Genomic DNA, 18457 nt, shown 5'->3' on the forward strand with positions numbered 1-18457 from the left:
GCATCCACGTGCAGCCACGGTCGCACTCCGAGTCCATGGAAGGCGACACCGAGCAGGATCGAGCCATTCGGGACTTCCGTCTCGATCGGTGTCTGGTGCAGTCCGCAGAACCAGATATCGTCAAATGCAATTCGCTGCTCGGGCGGGCCGGCTTCGATTCGGTACTGGGTAGGGCCGAGATTGATCAGCAGGAAACTGCCGCCACCGGGCAGGATCCGGTCGCGCCGATAGCGGATCTGGCCTTCGCCAAACCAGAGTTGGCTGACAAGCGACGACAGCGCGGCACGTGGGCGGCACACGTCCATGCGCCAGCGTCCGAGCGCGCTGTCCTCGATCAATGACTGGATGCGAGATGGGCTGCCACCGTCCACATCAGGTCCTGCTGCGGCGTTGCGCCATTATAGGGAGGCTGCTCGCAGAAGTCGGCTGCCGGGTTGCGCGGGCCGCACGGTCGCAAATGGCGCTATCCATTGCCTTGCATTGCGCATGACATCGGGGCCACAGAAAGCTCATCGACGAACCAGCGGAGCGCTCCTCCCCGGCACGTGCCGGGGAGGAGTCGTGCGATCAAAACTTCAGGCGCAGGGTCATGCCATAGGTCCGTGGTGCGCCGAGGAAAGCGCTCCAGGAGCCGGTCTGCAGCGGCGAATCGAAGCCGACCTGCTGATAGGTGACATCGGTCAGGTTCTGGCCCCACAGCTCGACCATCCAGCGGCCATCCTGTGCGCCGAAACCAATTCGTGCATTGACCAGCGTGTAGGCGTCCTGCAGCTTCTCCGGATCAAGATCCGAGCCCGTGTTGTATTCGGACGAATAGCGCGCGGCAATATTTGCGCGGCCAATCAGGGTGTCGGAGAACGGCCACTCATAGGTCATCGCCACGGAATCCTGCCACTTCGGTGCAAAACCGCCGCGTGCACCGGGGATCAGCACCAAGCCGGCATCCGGCAACGGATCATTGCCGTACTTGGACTCGAGATAGGTGACGCCCGCCTGCATGCTGAGGCCCTCGATGCCGGTGTTCCAGATCAGGTCCAGGTCTGCACCCTTGATCGTCAGTTCCGGAATCGAGCGCACGACATAGCTGGTGCCAAGGAAGCTGTTGAGCTGGAAATTGGTGTACTCGGTGTAGAACAGCGATGCGTTGAAAAGCAGGTTGCCGTCAGCCAGCGTCGACTTGAAGCCAAGTTCATAGCTGTCGGCAAACTCGCCCGGGAACGAGGTGTCATCGACCGTGAAGATGCCGGCTCCGCCACTGCTCAGTCCGGTTGAAGTCTGCACCCGGTCAAGATTGAATCCGCCGGACTTGTAGCCGCGTGCTGCCGAGAAGAACGTCATGAACTCGTCGTTCCATCGATAGGCGGCCTTGAAGGTTCCCGACCATTCCGATTCGCTCTCTTCCTGCTGTGTGCTGCGGCCATCGTGCAACGGGTTGGCCCATGGCAGGCACATGAAGCCGACCAGGGTGGGAATGACGGATGGCGCGACCGATGCGGGTACGCCACGCGCCACCAGAGCTGCGCCGAGCTGGGCCGGATCGCCGAGTGCGGCACTGCAACCGGTGGAGCCGTTGGGGTTGCTGTAGTTCGAGGTGAGCTTCTTCTTCTCGTTCGTGTAGCGCAGGCCGACAGTCAGGTCCAGCGCGTCGGTTGCGTGGAAGGTTTCATTGGTGAAGAGCGCGATGCCTTTGGCGTTCTGCTTGTAGCGGTCGAGCGAACCCTGGCCCGTGTAAAGCGTTCCGTATGGAAGGCCGGTTGCTTGCGAAAGAAATGCAGCCGGATTGCTCGTGTCGATCATGCCTGGCGGAAAGAGGCTGGCGACATTGTTGATCAGGGCAATCGACAGGTACGGCTCGTAGGCGCTGCCCGAGGTCACCGACTCATTGCGTGTGAGGTCCTCGTCGCTGTAGTACATGCCGAACATCCAGTCGACGGACTCGGTCGAACCGGTCAGCCTGAACTCCTGGCTGAAGGTCTCGAAATCCACGTAGCCCTCGTCTTTCGAGCCGACGCGGTAGGCGATGTCGGCGCCGCTGTAATCGATATCGGTGCCACTGATGGCATCCCAGCCGCGAAGCGCGGTGATCGAGGTGAAGGTCGAGCCACCAAGCCAATTGGACAGCCAGTTGACCTCGGCGGAGATGCCCTGATCGGTTATTTCCTGGTTGGTGTCCCGGTTGGCAAAGGCGAGGCGCTCATCCGGATCCGCTACCGCGATCACGCCATTGCCGCCTGCCAGGGCATTCACGATGGCGGCGGTCGGCCCGCGCACGGTGGTTACGCCGACGCAGCAGTATTCATCGCGCGTGGAGTAGTCGCCAATGATGCGGATATCGACCGTATCGCTCGGACGCAGCATGAGCTGGCCGCGCACGGAGTTGAAATCCTGGGTGACGTCATCGGTCTTGGTACGAGGACCCACGCCAGTATTGACGTCGATAAAGCCGTCGCGTTGCCGCGTTGCCGCGTAAATGCTGAAAGCTGAATTCTCGCCAATTTGATCGTTGTAACTGGCATCAACGCCGATTGCCCCGTAGTTGCCGACGGTGATGTTGGCCGTGGTTTCCCGGAGATTCAGTGGCGCCTGGGTGATGATGTTGATCAGGCCGGCCGAGGTGTTCTTGCCGAATACCGTGCCCTGGGGGCCCTTGAGCACTTCGATGCGCTCAAGCTGGCCAAGATCGCCAAAGCCGACGCCAGTGCGCGCACGATAAACGCCGTCCACGACGACGCCGACTGACGATTCAAGGCCAGGATTGTCACCGACCGTACCAACACCTCGTATGCGTGCAACGGTCTGCGCTTCGTTTCCGGTGCTGGTGACACTGAGGCCGGATACCAGGATCTGCAGATCCTTGATGTCGCGAACGCCAGCGTCTTCAAGCAGCTGCTTGGGCACGACGTTCATCGTGATCGGCACGTCCTGCAACTGCTCCTCGCGCTTCTGAGCGGTGACGACGGTTGAGCCGAGAACGGCGACATCGTCGGTCATGTCAGGCCTGCTCGGCTCCGAGTCATCTTGCGCCAGTACAGAAAGTGGCGCGCCAGCCAAGGCGACGATGATCGACCACGCGAGAGCGTGGCGACCCAATTGGATTGCTTTCATGAATTGTTCCTCCCCTAAATATCGAATAGCCACAATCCCGATCCCCGCGACCCGGAAGATGGCTGCCTGACTACGTGTTTCCTCTTTCCGGCTTCAACGAACCCCGTCCAATTTCGAAACTGTGTTTCGCAGATTGAATTGCCATGTTTTCTAGGTAGATGGCTTGTTCCGACGAAGCTAGCACAGACTATTTAACGAAAATGAAACTTGAGCGAAGCTTTTTTTGGTGAATTTTGCGGCACCTGCAGCATGCCGCATGCGCCAATGCGCCGTTGTCAGGCCAGGTTTGCATCCGACTTTCGCGTGCTCGGGGGAGGTGAGCGATCCGTGAGGGTCCGAATGCCGTTCAATTGCCTCATTTCCGCTCTATTCGCGCAAGGCGTCGATCATCGATTCGCGCAAGCCGGGTCGAGCTGCCAACGGGTCGGTCGGATTGCGCAGTGCAACAATATCTTCGGCCCGCTGGCGCACACCGTCGAGGGCTCCGGGATGCGAGGCGATATAGAAGCGACCTTCACGAACAGCATCAAAGGTCATGCGCGCCACGTCGGCCGCACTGATCCTGCCCGATTTGACGGCCTTGTCCATCGCCGCCTGTGCAACACGCTGAGAGCGCGTGGGCGGCGCGGCATTGGCCAACCCGACGGGACGATTTCTTTGCGATTCGTTGATTCCGGTCGGCACGTAGTACGGGCATAGCACCGAGCAATGGACTTGCTCGGTAACCAGGGCAAGATCGTGATGCAGCGATTCCGACAACGACACCACGGCACTCTTGGATACGTTGTAGACGCCGCTGGCCGGAGGATTGAGCAGACCGGCCATTGAAGCCGTGTTGACGACATGCCCCTGATAGCCGGGCGATGCAGCGGCTGCTGCAAGCATGCGCGGAACAAACGCTCGCATGCCGTGAACGACACCCCAGAGGTTGACGCCGAGAGTCCACTGCCAGTCGGCGACGCTGTTCTCCCAGATCAGTCCCGCCGTACCGACACCGGCATTGTTGAACAGCAGATGCACGTCACCGAACTGCTTTTCCGCGTCATCGGCCAGGGCGTCCATCTGGGCCGCGTCGGAAACGTCGAGAACGCGGGCGAGTACGCGGGTTCCGCGAGATTCGAGTTCGCCGACCACCGACTGCAACGCTTCGGCTTGCACGTCGGCGAGGACCAGTGACATGCCAAGTTCGGCGCCAAGCAGGGCGAATTCACGCCCGAAACCCGAACCGGCACCTGTGATGACGGCAACCCTTCCGTTGAAGTCCTCGATGCTCATACAGCCGATACTCCGCCATCGACCGCAAGGATCTGGCCGGTGATGTGCTTGCCGGCATCGGAAGCGAACAGCAACGTTGCGCCCTTGAGATCCTCTTCGTCTCCAAGGCGTCGCAGCGGTGCGAAGTTGATCAGGGCATCGGCGCCCATGTTTTCGATCAGTCCCTTGGACATCTTGGTCGGGAAAAAGCCCGGTGCGAGTGCATTCACGGTGATGCCATAAGGCCCCCACTCGCCGGCAAGCGTACGCGTGAAGTTGACCAGGGCGCCCTTGGTCGTGTTGTAGGCGATCGTCTTCATTGCACCAGGCGGATTGCCGCGCAATCCGGCAATCGATGCGATGTTGATGATGCGGCCACTGCCACGTTCGATCATCGAACGTTTGGCTATCTGCTGGGTAAGAATGAACAGGCCACGGATATTCAAGTTGAATACCTTGTCCCAGGCCTCGATCGGATAGTCCTCGGCGGCAGCGCCCCAGCTCGCGCCGGCGTTGTTGACGAGGATGTCGACATGGCCAAGCTTGTCCAGCGTGGCATCAACCAGCGAGTTGATCGAATCCTCCTTGCCGGCGTCTGCCACCACCCAGTCCGCATCGATGCCGCGCGCCTTGAGATGGGCTTGCGCCGCTTCCAGCTCATCGGACTTGCGTGCCGAGATGACCAGCCTGGCGCCGTAGTCGCCCAGGGCTTCGGCCATCTGCAGGCCGAGTCCGCGCGATCCGCCGGTAATCAATGCCGTGCGTCCGTCGAGATCAAACATGTTTCGTGCTGCGCTCATGGCGTGCAATTCCTCTATTCAGTCGTGGGGCAGCATGGCCCGGCCATCGGGCGCATGCCGTTCACTCTCCCTGCAGTCCTAGCCGGTAGTTCGAGAGATGCTCATCGGTCGTGCCGAAGCGGAGTTCGAAGGCCAGCAGGCGCTTGAAGCAATGGCTGATGTCCAGCTCATCGGTCATACCCATGCCGCCATGCAATTGCACGGCCTGCTGTCCGACGAAGCGTGCCGCCTGGCCGATCAGCGCCTTGGCTCCGGAGATGGACTTGCGCCGCATGGCGGCGTCCGCGCCGGCGCAGCTTTCGGTTGCCAGGTACATCATCGAGCGCGCCTGCTCGAACTGAATCAGCATGTCGGCCATGCGATGCTGCAATGCCTGGAAGCTTCCGATCGGCATGCCGAATTGCTTGCGCGAACGGCTGTACTCGATGGTTGCCTTGAGGATGCGGTCGAGTACGCCAAACGCCTCGGCACACAGCGCTGCAGTGCCGCGATCGATGACCAGGGCCAGCGCATCGGACACGTCGCCACCAAGACGCGCATCCGATTCCAGCACCACGTTGTCGAGTGCGATATCCGCCGCACGCTGCCCATCGACGGTGCGCATCTCGCGCACGCTGATGCCAGCGGTCTTCGCTGCCACCGCGAACAGTCCCAGGCTTCCATCGTCGAGGCGAGCCGAAATCAGATACCAGTTCGCCATCGGCGCGTGATAGACGACGCTCTTGGTTCCGCTCAGGGTCCAGCCTGTGTCACTGCCCGTGGCGCGCGTCTGTATTCGCGAAACATCAAGCCCGGCGCCGGCTTCATCATGGGCCAGCACGCTGATGCATTCGCCAGTCGCCATCCCCGGTAGCCAGCGAGCACGTTGCGTATCGGATCCACATTGCACGATTGCCTGGGTCGCCACGATGGCGCTGGAGAGGAATGGCTCCAGCAGCAAGCCCTGCCCGACCGCCTGCGAAACAAGCATGACGCCAACCGGACCCGCACCAATGCCACCATCGGCTTCGGGAATGTCCACTGCAATCAGGCCGAGTTCGCCCAATTGCATCCAGATTTCGCGTGACCAGCCCTCGTCGGATTCAAGCAGCATTTGCCGCCGCTCGAAGCTGTACTCGCTGGCAAGGAATCGCTGCGTCGTATCGAGCAGCATCTGTTGTTCGTCGTTGAATGAAAAGTCCATGGGGCTTCCGTCAAACCTGAAGGATCATCTGCGCGATGATGTTGCGTTGGATTTCGTTTGAACCACCAAAGATCGTCAGCTTGCGTTGATTGAGATACGCCTCGGCAGCGCGTGGAATATCTTCGCCAAGATCGTGGTCAGGCGAATCGGCAATCAGTGCGCGAGCACCCAGCGACTCGACCTGCAATTCGGTGATGCGTTGCATGATCTCGGTGCCGCGGATCTTGAGGATGGAGGCCTCCGGACCTGGCGCATGGTTCTGCGCTTCGGCAAAGATCACGCGCAGGTTGGTGATCTCCAGCGCCTTCAGTTCGAGCTCGACCTGGGCGATGCGTACGGCGAATACGGCATCCTCGATCAGCGGAACGCCATTGCGCTTGATCGTGGCAGCCATCTGCTTGAGTCGGCGCAGTTCGCGCTGGCTGGCCCCGATGCCGGCGATGTTGGTTCGCTCGTGGCCAAGCAGGTACTTCGCGTAGGTCCAGCCTGAGTTTTCGTCGCCGATTCGGTTGCCGACCGGAACGCGTACGTTGTCGAACCAGATCTCGTTGACCTCGTAGCTGCCATCGAGCAGGCGCGTCGGGCGCACGCTGATGCCGGGAGTCTTCATGTCGATCAGCAGGAACGAGATGCCGCGCTGTGGCTTGCCGCTGGCATCGGTTCGCACCAGGCAGAAGATCCAGTCGGCGAATTGCCCAAGGGTGTTCCAGACTTTCTGGCCGTTAACGACATAGTGGTCGCCATCGAGTTCAGCCTTGGTCTTCAATGATGCAAGGTCGGAGCCAGAGCCGGGCTCCGAATAGCCCTGGCACCACCAGTCTTCGGCAGCAAGAATGCGCGGCAGAAAGCGTTGCTGCTGTTCCGGGCTGCCAAATCGCATGATGACCGGAGCCACCATCTTGACGCCAAAGGCCAACTGGACAGGGGCATCACCCAGCGAACATTCGGTTTCAAATATGAATTGCTGCGCCTTGCTCCAGCCGGTGCCGCCGAACTCAACCGGCCATGCAGGTGCACCCCAGCCGTGCGCGTGGAGTATTTTCTGCCAGTTCGTGACGTCAGCCTTGATGCAGCTGTGGTCACCGAGATGCACGCGTTGCCGAATGTCCTCTGGCAACTTGTCGCGCAGGAAGGCGCGAACTTCTTCGCGAAAAGCCTGCTCTTCTTGGTTGAATGCGAGATCCATATGAGTGCTCTGCTTCAGTTTGGTGTGGGCGAGGGGTAGTAGCGCGCCAGCATCTGCGCGACACAGGCTGGTTTGGTGCCGTTCTCGATTTCGATAGTGGCTGCCCAGTGCGCCTGCATGCCGCCGGCGACGGCGTCGAGCGCTTCCAGCGCCAGTCGGCCGCGGATGCGCTGACCGGCTATCACCGGTGAAGGCAGTCGCACACGGTCCAGGCCGTAGTTGATCGACATGACAAGGCCATGGATCTGCATGCATGACTCGAACATCGACGGCAACATCGACAGGATCAGATAGCCGTGGGCGATTGGCGCCTTGTACGGCGATTCGAGCCGACACCGTTCGACATCAAGATGGATCCATTGGTGATCCTCGGTGACTTCGGCAAAAGCCCGGATGCGTGCCTGGTCGATCAGCAGCCAGTCGCTGACCGCAACCTCCTTGCCGATCCAGGCCGCGAGTTCATCGAGCCCCTTGATGATCCGGGGAGTGGTCATGGAGATGACGTCCTATGTTTGGAGTCGTCATCCCAGCGAAGGCTGGGATCCAGTTCCGGTATTGATTTGCACGGACAAAAACAAGAACTGGATTCCCGCTTTCGCGGGAATGACGGCCTACTCAGCGTTGCGCTAGTTGCTTTCGAGCGGAGCTTCATCAGAACCATTCGTCCTGCATGTCGAGCGTGGTGCGGTCGAGACTGGCGAGCAGATCGAGCTGGGCGTCGACTTTCGGCAGCTCCCAACGAAAGAAATACTGTGCCGCCGCGCGCTTGCCATCGTAAAAATCACCGCTCTTCCCATCAGCGGCAAGTGCTTGCTCAAGCCATATCCAGGCAATGGCGATGTGCCCGAAGGCTTCGAGGTAGACACTGGCATTGGCCAGGGTGACGTTTGCATCGCCTGCAGCCCAGAGCTGCACGGTGACTTCGGACAGTCGCTGGAACCTGGCCTCCAGCGAATCGGCGTAGTCGAGCAGAACCTCGCGCTCGCGCGCCTTCGATAATGTTGCAATGACGCGCCCGGCAAGGAGATTGAACGCCGCACCATCCTGCATGACAACCTTGCGACCTAGCAGATCGAGACCCTGGATGCCGTGGGTGCCTTCATGGATCGGATTGAGCCGGTTGTCGCGATAGAACTGCTCGACCTTGTACTCACGCGTGTAGCCGTAGCCTCCGTGCACCTGGATGGCCAGGTCATTGGCAGCAAGACACCATTGCGACGCCCAGCTCTTGGCGATTGGCGTGAGCAGGTCGAGCAGCAGCGTCAGGCGTGCGCGCTCGACCGGATCGGACGCCACTTCGGCCTCGTCGACGATGCGAGCGCAATAGAGATTGAATGCGAGTCCGCCTTCTACATAGGACTTCTGTGCGAGCAACATGCGCCGGACATCGGCGTGATGGATGATCCTGGTCTGCGCGCTGGTCGGGTCCTTGCCGTCAGGACCGATCGGACGTCCCTGGGGGCGATTGCGCGCATAGTCGAGTGCGTGCAGGTATCCGGTATAGCCGAGCCCAACCGCACCCATGCCGACACCGATGCGTGCACCGTTCATCATGTGGAACATGCACGCCAGGCCCTGATGCAGGTTGCCGACCCGGTAGCCGATCGCACCGGCCTTGCCCTCTGGCTTGCAGCGCGTGCCCTCACCGAAATTGAGCAGGCAATTGACCGTGCCGCGGTAACCCATCTTGTGGTTGATGCCGGCAAGCTGGACGTCATTGCGCTCGCCGAGGCTGCCGTCTTCGTTGACAAGGAATTTCGGCACCAGCATCAGCGAGATTCCCCTGACGCCGGGGATCAGCTTGCCGTTTTCGTCCGGTATCTTGGCCAGCACGAGATGGATGATGTTTTCCGACAGCTCGTGGTCGCCACCGGAGATCCACATCTTGTTGCCAGTAATGCGATAGCGCGGCCCGAAAGGAGAATCGCCATCAGGTTCGGCGCGCGTCGTGATATCCGACAACGACGATCCGGCTTGCGGCTCGGACAGGCACATGGTGCCGAAGAATCGTCCTTCCAGTTCGGGCCTGACAAAGGCATCGATCTGCGCCTGCGTGCCATGCGCGAGCAGCAAGTGCGCATTGCCCATGGTCAGCAACGGGTACGCACTGGTGCCGACGTTCGCTGCGTAAAGCCAGGCCAATGCAGCGAATTCGACAACCTTGGGCACCTGCATGCCGCCGAGTTCGTAGTCCATCGAGGCGCTGATCAGCCCGGTTGAGGCGAATGCCTCAAGCGCCGGTTTGACCTCGTCAATGATGGTGACTTTCTCACCATCGAATTGCGGCTCATTGCGATCGGACTTCTGGTAATGCGGTGCGAAGCATTCCGTTGCCAGGCGCGAACCGGTGTCAAGCACGGCATCGAAGGTTTCGCGATTGTGATCGGCGTAGCGCGCGGCCGCCGTCAACGAGGTGACATCCAGCCACTCGTAGAGCAGGAAATCCACATCGCGGCGCGAGAGCAACAGCTCGTTCATGGTTTCAGACGACCTCGAACAAACCGGCGGCACCCTGGCCACCACCGATGCACATGGTCACGACGACGAGTTTGGCGCCACGTCGCTTGCCTTCTATCAGAGCGTGGCCGACCAGGCGCGCGCCGCTGACTCCATACGGATGACCGACGGCGATGGCGCCGCCATCAACGTTGATGCGCTCGTGCGGAATGCCAAGCGTGTCCATGCAATAGAGCACCTGCACGGCAAATGCCTCGTTGAGTTCCCAGAGATCGATATCGTCGACCTTGAGGCCCGCGCGCTTGAGCAGTTTCGGAACCGCGAACACCGGGCCGATGCCCATTTCGTCGGGTTCACATCCTGCCACGGCGAATCCGCGGAAGATGCCCAGTGGCTTGATGCCGCGCTTCTGCGCGACATCGGCGTCCATGATCACGGCCGCCGAGGCCCCATCGGAAAACTGGCTGGCATTGCCGGCGGTGATGACTCCGCCAGGGAATACGGTGCGGATCTTCGATACGCCCTCATAGGTGGTATCGGGACGAATGCCCTCGTCGGCCGCGATCGTCACTTCATGGGTGCCAAGCCGTTTGGTTTTCGGATCGGCAAAACCGGCGGTGACCGTCATCGGCACGATTTCGTCGTCGAACCTGCCGGCAGCGGCGGCAGCGGCTGCGCGGATCTGGCTTTCCGCGCCGTAGCGATCCTGTCGCTCGCGATCGATCTTGTAGCGCTTGGCCACGGTTTCGGCGGTCTGCAGCATCGACCAGTACACCTCGGGTTTGTGCTGCTTCAGCCAGCCTTCGGTGATCATGTGCAGATTGGCATGGTTCTGCACGCAGGAGATGCTTTCAACGCCACCGGCAACGAAGGTTTCGCCTTCGCCGGCGATGACGCGCTGCGCGGCCATGGCAATCGTCTGCAGTCCCGAGGAGCAGAAGCGATTGACCGTCGCGCCCGGAACAGTGACAGGAAAGCCGGCACGCAAGGCAATCTGGCGCGCGATATTGCTGCCGGTTGCGCCCTCCGGCCAGGCGCAGCCCATCAGCACGTCCTCGATTTCATCGACAGCGATACCAGCGCGCTCGACGGCGTGCTTGACGACATGGCCGCCGAGTGTCGCGCCATGGGTCATGTTGAATGCGCCCTTCCAGCTCTTGGCCAGGCCGGTGCGCGCGGTGGAGACAATGACGGCTTGTTTCACGATAAACCTCGATTCGATGTTTTGGGTTTCTTGTTGCCGTCATCCCTGTGATGTACAGCGCTCCCGGCCTGCGCTGGAATGACGAGAAAATGGGTGATGTGCAATTTCATGATCTGGCGTCTTGCCACTATCAGCTTGTAAAAGACCTGCCGGACTCGGCCAGCTCGACCAGCAGCGGTGCCGGTTCCCAGCTCGCTCCCTGGTAGCCGCGTGCGAAGTCGCGCATCGTTGCGAGAACGTTGTAGAGACCGACCGTGTCGGCGTAGAACATCGGACCGCCACGCCACAGCGGGAAGCCGTAGCCGGTCAGGTAGACGATGTCGATGTCGGAAGCCTTGGCAGCGATGCCTTCTTCGAGAATGCGAGCGCCCTCATTGGCCAGTGCGAAGACCAGGCGCTGGACGATTTCCTCGTCGCTGATCGTGCGTTTGTCGAGGCCAAGGGCACGCGTGTTCTGCTCCAGGATCGCAGCCACCTCGTCAGACGGATAGGCGGTGCGATCGCCGGGCTTGTAGTCGTACCAGCCCTTGCCGGTCTTCTGGCCGAAGCGACCGACTTCGCAAATCAGGTCGGCCGACTTTGAATAGACCATGTCAGGCTTTTCTACGTAACGGCGCTTGCGGATGGCCCAGCCAATATCGTTGCCGGCGAGGTCACCCATGCGGAACGGGCCCATGGCAAAGCCGAATTTTTCCATGGCTTTGTCGACTTGTTGCGGCGACGCGCCTTCATCGAGAAGGAAGCCGGCCTGGCGGCCATACTGCTCGATCATGCGGTTGCCGATGAAGCCGTCACAGACTCCCGAGACAACAGCCGTCTTTCGAATGGCCTTGGCTACCGCCATCACGGTCGCGAGCACGTCCCTGGCGGTCTTCCCGCCGCGCACGACTTCGAGCAGCTTCATGACATTCGCCGGACTGAAGAAATGCATGCCGACGACATCTTGCGGTCGCCTGGTGAATGCAGCGATCTTGTCGACATCCAGGGTCGAGGTGTTGCTGGCGAGTATCGCGCCCGGCTTGGCGATGGCATCAAGTTGCTTGAACACCGATTCCTTGACGCCGAGCTCTTCGAATACCGCTTCGATGATGAGGTCGGCCTTGCCGAGATCATCGAACGCCAGGGTAGGCGTCAGCAGGCCCATGCGTTGCTCGACCTGCTCCGGTTTGAGTTTGCCCTTCTTCGCCGTGCGTTCGTAGTTTCCGCGGATCGTCGCAATGCCACGATCAAGCGCTTCCTGCTTCGTCTCGACGATGGTCACCGGGATGCCGGCATTGAGGAAGTTCATTGCGATGCCGCCACCCATCGTGCCGGCACCGATGATGCCGACGCTGTTGATCTCGCGCGGATGTATGTCCTTGCCTACATCGGCGATCTTGCTCGCTGCGCGTTCCCCAAAGAACGCATGCCGGAGTGCCTTTGATTCGGTCGAGGTGACGAGGCTGATGAAGCCGGCACGTTCGACTGCCATGCCTTCGTCGAACGGTTTCTGAAACGAGGCCTCGATGGCATCAAGACACTTCATGGGTGCCGGGAACGGACCCGCAATTGCGGCGACTCCATTGCGGGCGAAATCGAGGAAGCCTTCGGCATTCTCGTGTTCGACATTGAGTTTGCGCAGTAACGGCAACTCATCCTTGCCAGCTGCCTTCTTAGCGAAGGCAACTGCTGCTGCGACCACGTCGCCGTCGACCACATCGTCGATCAGTTTCGTGCCTGCAAGATGCTCGGCCGGAACCGGCTCACCGGAGACGATCATGTTGACCGCTGTCTCCAGGCCGACCGCGCGCGGCAGGCGCTGAGTACCGCCGCCTCCGGGCAGGATGCCGATCTTCACCTCCGGAAGTCCGAGCAGGGCGCCCTTCGCGGCGAGCCGATAGTGCCCGGCCATTGCGACTTCGAGTCCGCCGCCCAGGGTCATGCCATTGATTGCCATGATGATCGGCTTGCTGCTGGCTTCAATCGCCGCGATCACGTCATGCAGATTCGGTGACTGCTCGGCCCGAGGCGTATTGAACTCGGTGATGTCCGCTCCTCCGGAGAACATCTTTCCGCCACCCGTGATGACCATGGCCTTTATCTCTGCGTCCTCGATCGACGCGCGAATGGCCTCGACCAGACCGCTGCGAACTGCGATGCCGAAGCCATTGACGGGGGGGTGATCGAAGGTGATGACGGCAATGCCGTCCTGGATGGTCTTGTGCACGGGCATGGTTCTTGTTCCGTTCAATGTTGGATGGGGTCGGCGTCAGCGGCCGAGGAATTCGAGGGCGACTTCGATGAATCGGGGTTGGCGAACTGCACCTAGATGATCGCCGGGAACCGTGATGCAATGGCCGCGCGGGATCGCTGCAGCCAGGCGTTCGGGATGCCTCGCCAGCGGGTCCTTGTCACCTGCCAGCACCATGCTCGCAGCGGCGATGCGGTTGAGGGGGATCGAATGGTCAAACATGCGCGAGGCTTGCGCGGCGAGAGCTTTCAGGTCACAGCCCATGGTCTCGGCAAACTGGCGGAACTCAGCGACGCCGGGAGTTGAGACCGATGCAGGATCGTCGGTCAGCAGCGCGGCGACGATCGCTTCGCGATCCATTACCCGCATGTCGACGCCACCGGTTTCAAGCACGCCCTCGCCAACTCCGGCGATGATCAGGCGGCGCACCCGGACATCTTCGCTGGCCACGATGAGGCTGACGACAGCGCCCATCGAATAGCCGAACAGGTCGAACTCTGAAATGTCGAGGTGGTCGATCAGTCCGATCAGGTCGCGCGCCATGCGCGCCTCGCCATAGCGGGCCGCATCGTGGGGTTTGTCGGACTGGCCATGGCCACGCGCATCGATGCTGATGACGGAGCGCCCGGCCTCGAGCAATGCGGCGAGCATCCCTGTGCCGACCCAGTTGGCCTCGGTACTTGCTGCGAACCCGTGATGGAGAACCACGGGAATTCGGGCGTCCTCGGATCCCCAGCGAAAGTACGCCAGGCGAATACCATCATCGGCAAGGAAGCTGTCGGTACGCGCCAGTCTGGATGTCGCTGTTGCGTTCATCCTTCAGCGCCCGCCTTCAGGGCGAACTGCCAGCCCAGGTCGGCCAGCGGTGCTGCCATCGCACCATGTTCGGCGGCTCGCGCATTGCTTGCCGTGCCGGTTTCAACACGCTTGGCAATGCCCTGGCAGATCGCGGCGAGACGGAACAGGTTGTAGGCCAGATAGAAATTCCAGTCCCCGGAAACCTTGCGTCCACTGCGGCGTTCGTAGTCGGCGACGTATGACGCCTCATCCGGGATGCCGAGTTCCTCGAGATCGACGCCACCGAGCCCGCGCATGGTGCCTCGCGGAATGTGCCGGCTCATCATGTGATAGGCGAAGTCGGCCTGGGCGCTGCCCAGTGTCGACAGCTCCCAGTCGATGACGGCAAGGATGCGCGGTTCAGTCGGATGGAAGATCAGATTGTCCAGCCGGCAGTCGCCGTGAACGATGGCGACGCGTTCGTCTTCCGCCGGAAGGTGCGCGGGCAACCATTCGATCAGACGGTCCATGGCGGCGATGGGAATGGTCTGGCTGGCGGCAAACTGCTTTGACCATCGCCGGATCTGACGGGCCAGGTAGTCCCCATGTTTGCCGTAGTCGCCAATTCCGATCGCGTCGGGATCAATCTTGTGCAGGGCACTGATCACGCGATTGAAATCGTCGTAGATCGCAGCGCGCTCGGTCTTGCTCGATTCCGGCAATGCCTGATCCCAGAGCACCCGGCCATCCACATGTTCCATGACGTAGAACGCGCGACCGATGACCGTTTCGTCTTCGCACAGGCAGAACATCCGTGCGACCGGCACCTCGCTGCCAGCCAGTGCCGATTGCACGCGGTACTCGCGTTCAATGGCGTGCGCGGATGGAAGAAGATCGGCAACCGGTCCGGGTTTCGACCGCAGTACATAGCGATGCGTGGGGGATTCGATCAGGAAGGTCGGGTTCGACTGCCCGCCCTTGAATCGACTGATTCGAAGTGTTCCCTGCATGCCTTCGATGCGCTCGCGCAAATAGACCTGGAGCGCATCGACTGCGAATGGGATGTCGTGGCGGGTGCTGTCGGAACTCATGACTGGATCCTCACCAGCGTCCCGTCGATCATGGTGGGAACAGTGTCCAGCGTATCGCGTTGACTGGCGTAGTCGATCTCGGCAACGAGATCATGCTCGGCCATCATTTGGCCGACCCGTGAATTCAGCAGGGCGCTGCGTGTGTCGCTGCCGCGATAGGCGTGCAGGGCCGCAAATGCCGTATCAGTCATTGCGTAATTGCCAGTGTCGGTGAAATGGGCGATGAGGTGACCCGCGCCGTGGAAATCCTCGAGATTGAAGCGATCCAGTGAGCCCGAACAGATGATCAGCACCGAAGCATCAGCATGCTGTGCAACAACGTGGGCGACCAGCGCCTTTCCATTCAGCATCGAACCCACATAGACATGTCCGGCATGCGCCACCGAAGCCAGGGCCTGGGTTCCGTTGGTGGTGCAATAGATGATCTCGACACCTTCGAGGCCGAACCTGGCCAGAGCCATCGGTGTCGCCTGTGCATAGCCGGGTATGGCCTGCGCCAGATGTTCACCCGCCAGCAGACAGGGGCCGACGCGCTCCGCGACCTGCAGGCCTTCCTCGGGGGTACGCACCGGATGGATGCGACAAGCGCCTTGCGCGAACGCATGCACGATCGTCGTGGTCGCGAACAGGATGTCGAGCACGATGATGACCTTGCCATCGAGCCGGGCAGGGTCGAGCTCTTCCCGTTTCAGCAGGACGTGAAGTTTCGGCATGTGCGTGAGAGATCTACTGGATGGCTAGAGTTTCGTATGGTGAAATAGAGTTTCTCCATTCGTATCCACTCTAGCTCGCCGCTCGAACTCACACAAGCCGGTCAAATTCAGCCGCCATCTTTGTTGCGACGCAGCATTGCTGAGTACGCTCGACGACTTGCGCATCCGCGAAGACGCGCCTAGTATTTTCATGGTATCGAAACACAGTTTCGTATGTCGAAATACTATCCTTTCCCATTCAGGACGACGCATGGACTTCTCCTACTCTCCAAAGGTCGAGGAAATGCGGCTGCAGCTGCAGGCCTTCATCAATCGCCACATCACGCCGAACGAGTCGCGGGTTGAGCAGGAAGTCGCCGCGAACCGTGCTGCGGGGAAGCCCTGGACGCCGGTCAGTCTGTTCGAGGGCCTCAAGGCCGAAGCGCGTGCGCAAGGGCTGTGGAACCTGTTCCTTCCGAGCTCCGAGCGCGCTCCTGAAGGGCTTTCCAATCTCGAATACGCACCGCTTTGCGAAATCATGGGGCGCACGATGTGGGCTCCGGAAATCTTCAACTGTTCCGCGCCCGACACCGGCAACATGGAAGTACTCGAGCGCTATGGCACGGAAGAGCAAAAGCAGGAATGGTTGGAGCCGTTGCTTGAAGGCAGGATCCGCTCGGCCTTCCTGATGACCGAGCCGGCCGTGGCCTCTTCGGATGCGACCAATATCGAATGTTCGATCCGGCGTGAGGGCGATGAGTACGTGATCAACGGGCTCAAGTGGTTCTCATCGGGTGCCGGCGATCCGCGCTGCAAGATCTATATCGTGATGGGAAAGACGGATCCCGACGAATCACGGCATCGCCAACAGTCGATGATCCTGGTACCTGCGGATACGCCGGGAATCGAAGTCATCAGGCCAATCACGGTTTTCGGTTACGACGAGGCACCGCATGGCCACATGGAGATCCGCCTGAGCAACGTGCGCGTGCCGGCTTCGAACATCCTGCTGGGTGAAGGCCGCGGCTTCGAGATTGCACAGGGCCGCCTGGGTCCGGGCCGCATCCATCACTGCATGCGCACGATCGGCGTCGCCGAACGCGCACTCGAAGCCCTGTGCAAGCGGATCAGTTCGCGCGTTGCCTTCGGCCGCAAGATCAGCGATTTCTCGATCTGGCATGAACGCATCGCCGAGTCACGCTGCATGATCGAGCAGGCTCGCCTGCTGACCTTGAAGGCTGCGGACATGATGGACAAGGTCGGCAACAAGGCCGCCCGCAGCGAGATCGCCATGATCAAGGTCGTTGCTCCGAACATGGCCTTGCAGATCATTGACTGGGCTATCCAGGCACATGGCGGCGCCGGCGTCAGCGGCGACTTCTTCCTTGCCCATGCCTATGCCGCAGTGCGCACGCTGCGACTCGCCGATGGTCCGGATGAAGTACATCGCGCCAGCATTGCGCGACTCGAGCTGGCAAGGCATGCGATGCCATCCAGTTCGGTCAACTGAGCAGAGGCTACGGAACGACAATGGGAAATCCACGACGCGCAGTCGGCAGCTACGGACATACGGTCAAGGAAGATCATCCACAATTCATCAACTCGGTGGCGCGCGCCTTCTCCATCCTGCGCTGCTTCGAGCATGGCGAACAGTATCTCGGCAACCAGGACATCGTGCGGCGCACCGACCTGCCCAAGCCAACCGTATCGCGTATGACGTTCACGCTGTCCGCGCTTGGCTACCTCGAGTATTCGCCGCAGCTCGAAAAATATTCGCTGGGCCCGGGCGTCCTTTCGCTAGGTCATGCGTTCATGAAAACCCATGATGTCGTCACTATCGCCCAACCGCTGATGCGCGAGCTTGCCGAGTACACGCAGGCAGCGGTGATGCTGGGTGCGGCGGATGGCATGCGCATGGTCGTGCTCGAGGTCTGCCAGGGTGACTCGACATTCCACCTCAAGCTTGATCCCGGGGCACGCGTGCCGCACGGCACGACAGCGCTTGGTCGCGCCGATCTTGCCGCGCGTCCACTGGAGCTCTTCGAACAGCACCTGAGCACACTTGAGCAGGATTGCGAGGCCAGCCTGTGGCCGAAAATTCGCGCCGGTATCGTACGCGCCCGCCAGGACTACGAGAATTACGGATTCTGTTTTTCCATGGGCGAGTGGAATCCCGACGTGTTTGCTGTTGGCGTGCCGATGGTCTCCGCCGATCGAAGTCGCATCCTGGCATTCAACTGCAGTGGTCGGCTCTCGGTGATGACGCGCGAAAAGCTCATCCACGACTTTGGACCACGACTGGTCGCCTTGCGCAATACCGTTTTCGAGCGAACGGATGGTCGATTCTAGTCAGCTGTCCCTGGCCGTTCCGACGGCCAGGGCGCCGTAAACAAGCATTGCAAGCAAAAGGAAATCCATGAAAGCCATCATCTGTGACAACTGGGGAGCGCCTTCGTCCCTGCAACTGCGCGACATGCC

Annotated in this window: 15 protein-coding genes; 2 read left to right on the forward strand and 13 right to left on the reverse strand. The window is 60.7% G+C overall.

The genetic code is table 11. The features are described from left to right. From WBP53_RS10225 to WBP53_RS10285, 13 genes are all read right to left on the reverse strand, one after another. Window positions 1-371, reverse strand: a 371-nt coding sequence (locus WBP53_RS10225) for a DUF6597 domain-containing transcriptional factor (RefSeq protein WP_423928557.1), incomplete at its 3' end; no start/stop codon positions are given. A gap of 196 nt (window positions 372-567) precedes the next feature. After that, window positions 568-3105 carry a TonB-dependent receptor gene (locus WBP53_RS10230; protein WP_423928559.1) on the reverse strand — a complete coding sequence of 846 codons (2538 nt, stop codon included), beginning with the start codon at window positions 3103-3105 and terminating at the stop codon, window positions 568-570. Between the two features lie 366 nt (window positions 3106-3471). Continuing rightward, window positions 3472-4380, reverse strand: a complete 909-nt coding sequence (locus tag WBP53_RS10235; protein WP_423928561.1) for an SDR family oxidoreductase — start codon at window positions 4378-4380, stop codon at window positions 3472-3474. Next, window positions 4377-5159, reverse strand: coding sequence for an SDR family oxidoreductase (locus tag WBP53_RS10240; protein WP_423928563.1), 783 nt, complete (start codon window positions 5157-5159; stop codon window positions 4377-4379). The genes WBP53_RS10235 and WBP53_RS10240 overlap by 4 nt, the downstream gene beginning before the upstream one ends. 61 nt (window positions 5160-5220) lie before the next feature. Then, window positions 5221-6342 carry an acyl-CoA dehydrogenase family protein gene (locus WBP53_RS10245; RefSeq protein ID WP_423928565.1) on the reverse strand — a complete coding sequence of 374 codons (1122 nt, stop codon included), beginning with the start codon at window positions 6340-6342 and terminating at the stop codon, window positions 5221-5223. 10 nt (window positions 6343-6352) lie between these two features. Continuing rightward, window positions 6353-7528 (reverse strand): acyl-CoA dehydrogenase family protein, encoded by a 1176-nt coding sequence (locus WBP53_RS10250; protein ID WP_423928567.1) that lies wholly within the window; start codon window positions 7526-7528, stop codon window positions 6353-6355. Window positions 7529-7542: 14 nt separating this feature from the next. Further along, on the reverse strand, window positions 7543-8022 hold the full coding sequence (locus WBP53_RS10255) for a MaoC family dehydratase (protein ID WP_423928569.1): 480 nt from the start codon (window positions 8020-8022) through the stop codon (window positions 7543-7545). 157 nt (window positions 8023-8179) lie between these two features. Continuing rightward, window positions 8180-10006, reverse strand: a complete 1827-nt coding sequence (locus WBP53_RS10260) for an acyl-CoA dehydrogenase (protein ID WP_423928571.1) — start codon at window positions 10004-10006, stop codon at window positions 8180-8182. Between the two features lie 4 nt (window positions 10007-10010). After that, complete coding sequence (locus WBP53_RS10265; protein ID WP_423928573.1) at window positions 10011-11189, reverse strand: acetyl-CoA C-acyltransferase; 1179 nt, start codon at window positions 11187-11189, stop codon at window positions 10011-10013. Between the two features lie 130 nt (window positions 11190-11319). Then, window positions 11320-13401, reverse strand: a complete 2082-nt coding sequence (locus WBP53_RS10270) for a 3-hydroxyacyl-CoA dehydrogenase NAD-binding domain-containing protein (RefSeq protein WP_423928575.1) — start codon at window positions 13399-13401, stop codon at window positions 11320-11322. A gap of 36 nt (window positions 13402-13437) precedes the next feature. Then, on the reverse strand, window positions 13438-14235 hold the full coding sequence (locus tag WBP53_RS10275; protein WP_423928577.1) for an alpha/beta fold hydrolase: 798 nt from the start codon (window positions 14233-14235) through the stop codon (window positions 13438-13440). Continuing rightward, window positions 14232-15287, reverse strand: coding sequence for a phosphotransferase (locus WBP53_RS10280; protein WP_423928579.1), 1056 nt, complete (start codon window positions 15285-15287; stop codon window positions 14232-14234). The genes WBP53_RS10275 and WBP53_RS10280 overlap by 4 nt, the downstream gene beginning before the upstream one ends. Further along, window positions 15284-16000: a 2-phosphosulfolactate phosphatase gene (locus WBP53_RS10285; RefSeq protein ID WP_423928581.1), complete on the reverse strand. Its 717-nt coding sequence runs from the start codon at window positions 15998-16000 to the stop codon at window positions 15284-15286. The genes WBP53_RS10280 and WBP53_RS10285 overlap by 4 nt, the downstream gene beginning before the upstream one ends. 250 nt (window positions 16001-16250) lie before the next feature. Here WBP53_RS10285 and WBP53_RS10290 point away from each other — a divergent pair, with 250 nt between their 5' ends. Together WBP53_RS10290 and WBP53_RS10295 are read left to right on the forward strand one after the other, a co-directional pair. Then, window positions 16251-17489: an acyl-CoA dehydrogenase family protein gene (locus tag WBP53_RS10290; RefSeq protein ID WP_423928583.1), complete on the forward strand. Its 1239-nt coding sequence runs from the start codon at window positions 16251-16253 to the stop codon at window positions 17487-17489. Between the two features lie 20 nt (window positions 17490-17509). Then, the gene (locus tag WBP53_RS10295) at window positions 17510-18328 is read left to right on the forward strand and encodes an IclR family transcriptional regulator (RefSeq protein WP_423928585.1); all 819 of its coding nucleotides are present in this window, start codon (window positions 17510-17512) and stop codon (window positions 18326-18328) included. The last annotated feature ends 129 nt before the right edge of the window (window positions 18329-18457 follow it).

Origin of the sequence: Dokdonella sp. (assembly GCF_049593775.1) — a bacterium.
GTDB lineage: Bacteria > Pseudomonadota > Gammaproteobacteria > Xanthomonadales > Rhodanobacteraceae > Dokdonella.

What these genes read in the sequence shown, in the direction of transcription:
- WBP53_RS10230 (WP_423928559.1), bottom strand. Translation starts at nt 3,105, where the DNA reads ATGAAAGCAATCCAATTGGGTCGCCACGCTCTCGCGTGGTCGATCATC.
- WBP53_RS10235 (WP_423928561.1), bottom strand. Translation starts at nt 4,380, where the DNA reads ATGAGCATCGAGGACTTCAACGGAAGGGTTGCCGTCATCACAGGTGCC.
- WBP53_RS10240 (WP_423928563.1), bottom strand. Translation starts at nt 5,159, where the DNA reads ATGAGCGCAGCACGAAACATGTTTGATCTCGACGGACGCACGGCATTG.
- WBP53_RS10245 (WP_423928565.1), bottom strand. Translation starts at nt 6,342, where the DNA reads ATGGACTTTTCATTCAACGACGAACAACAGATGCTGCTCGATACGACG.
- WBP53_RS10250 (WP_423928567.1), bottom strand. Translation starts at nt 7,528, where the DNA reads ATGGATCTCGCATTCAACCAAGAAGAGCAGGCTTTTCGCGAAGAAGTT.
- WBP53_RS10255 (WP_423928569.1), bottom strand. Translation starts at nt 8,022, where the DNA reads ATGACCACTCCCCGGATCATCAAGGGGCTCGATGAACTCGCGGCCTGG.
- WBP53_RS10260 (WP_423928571.1), bottom strand. Translation starts at nt 10,006, where the DNA reads ATGAACGAGCTGTTGCTCTCGCGCCGCGATGTGGATTTCCTGCTCTAC.
- WBP53_RS10270 (WP_423928575.1), bottom strand. Translation starts at nt 13,401, where the DNA reads ATGCCCGTGCACAAGACCATCCAGGACGGCATTGCCGTCATCACCTTC.
- WBP53_RS10275 (WP_423928577.1), bottom strand. Translation starts at nt 14,235, where the DNA reads ATGAACGCAACAGCGACATCCAGACTGGCGCGTACCGACAGCTTCCTT.
- WBP53_RS10280 (WP_423928579.1), bottom strand. Translation starts at nt 15,287, where the DNA reads ATGAGTTCCGACAGCACCCGCCACGACATCCCATTCGCAGTCGATGCG.
- WBP53_RS10285 (WP_423928581.1), bottom strand. Translation starts at nt 16,000, where the DNA reads ATGCCGAAACTTCACGTCCTGCTGAAACGGGAAGAGCTCGACCCTGCC.
- WBP53_RS10290 (WP_423928583.1), top strand. Translation starts at nt 16,251, where the DNA reads ATGGACTTCTCCTACTCTCCAAAGGTCGAGGAAATGCGGCTGCAGCTG.
- WBP53_RS10295 (WP_423928585.1), top strand. Translation starts at nt 17,510, where the DNA reads ATGGGAAATCCACGACGCGCAGTCGGCAGCTACGGACATACGGTCAAG.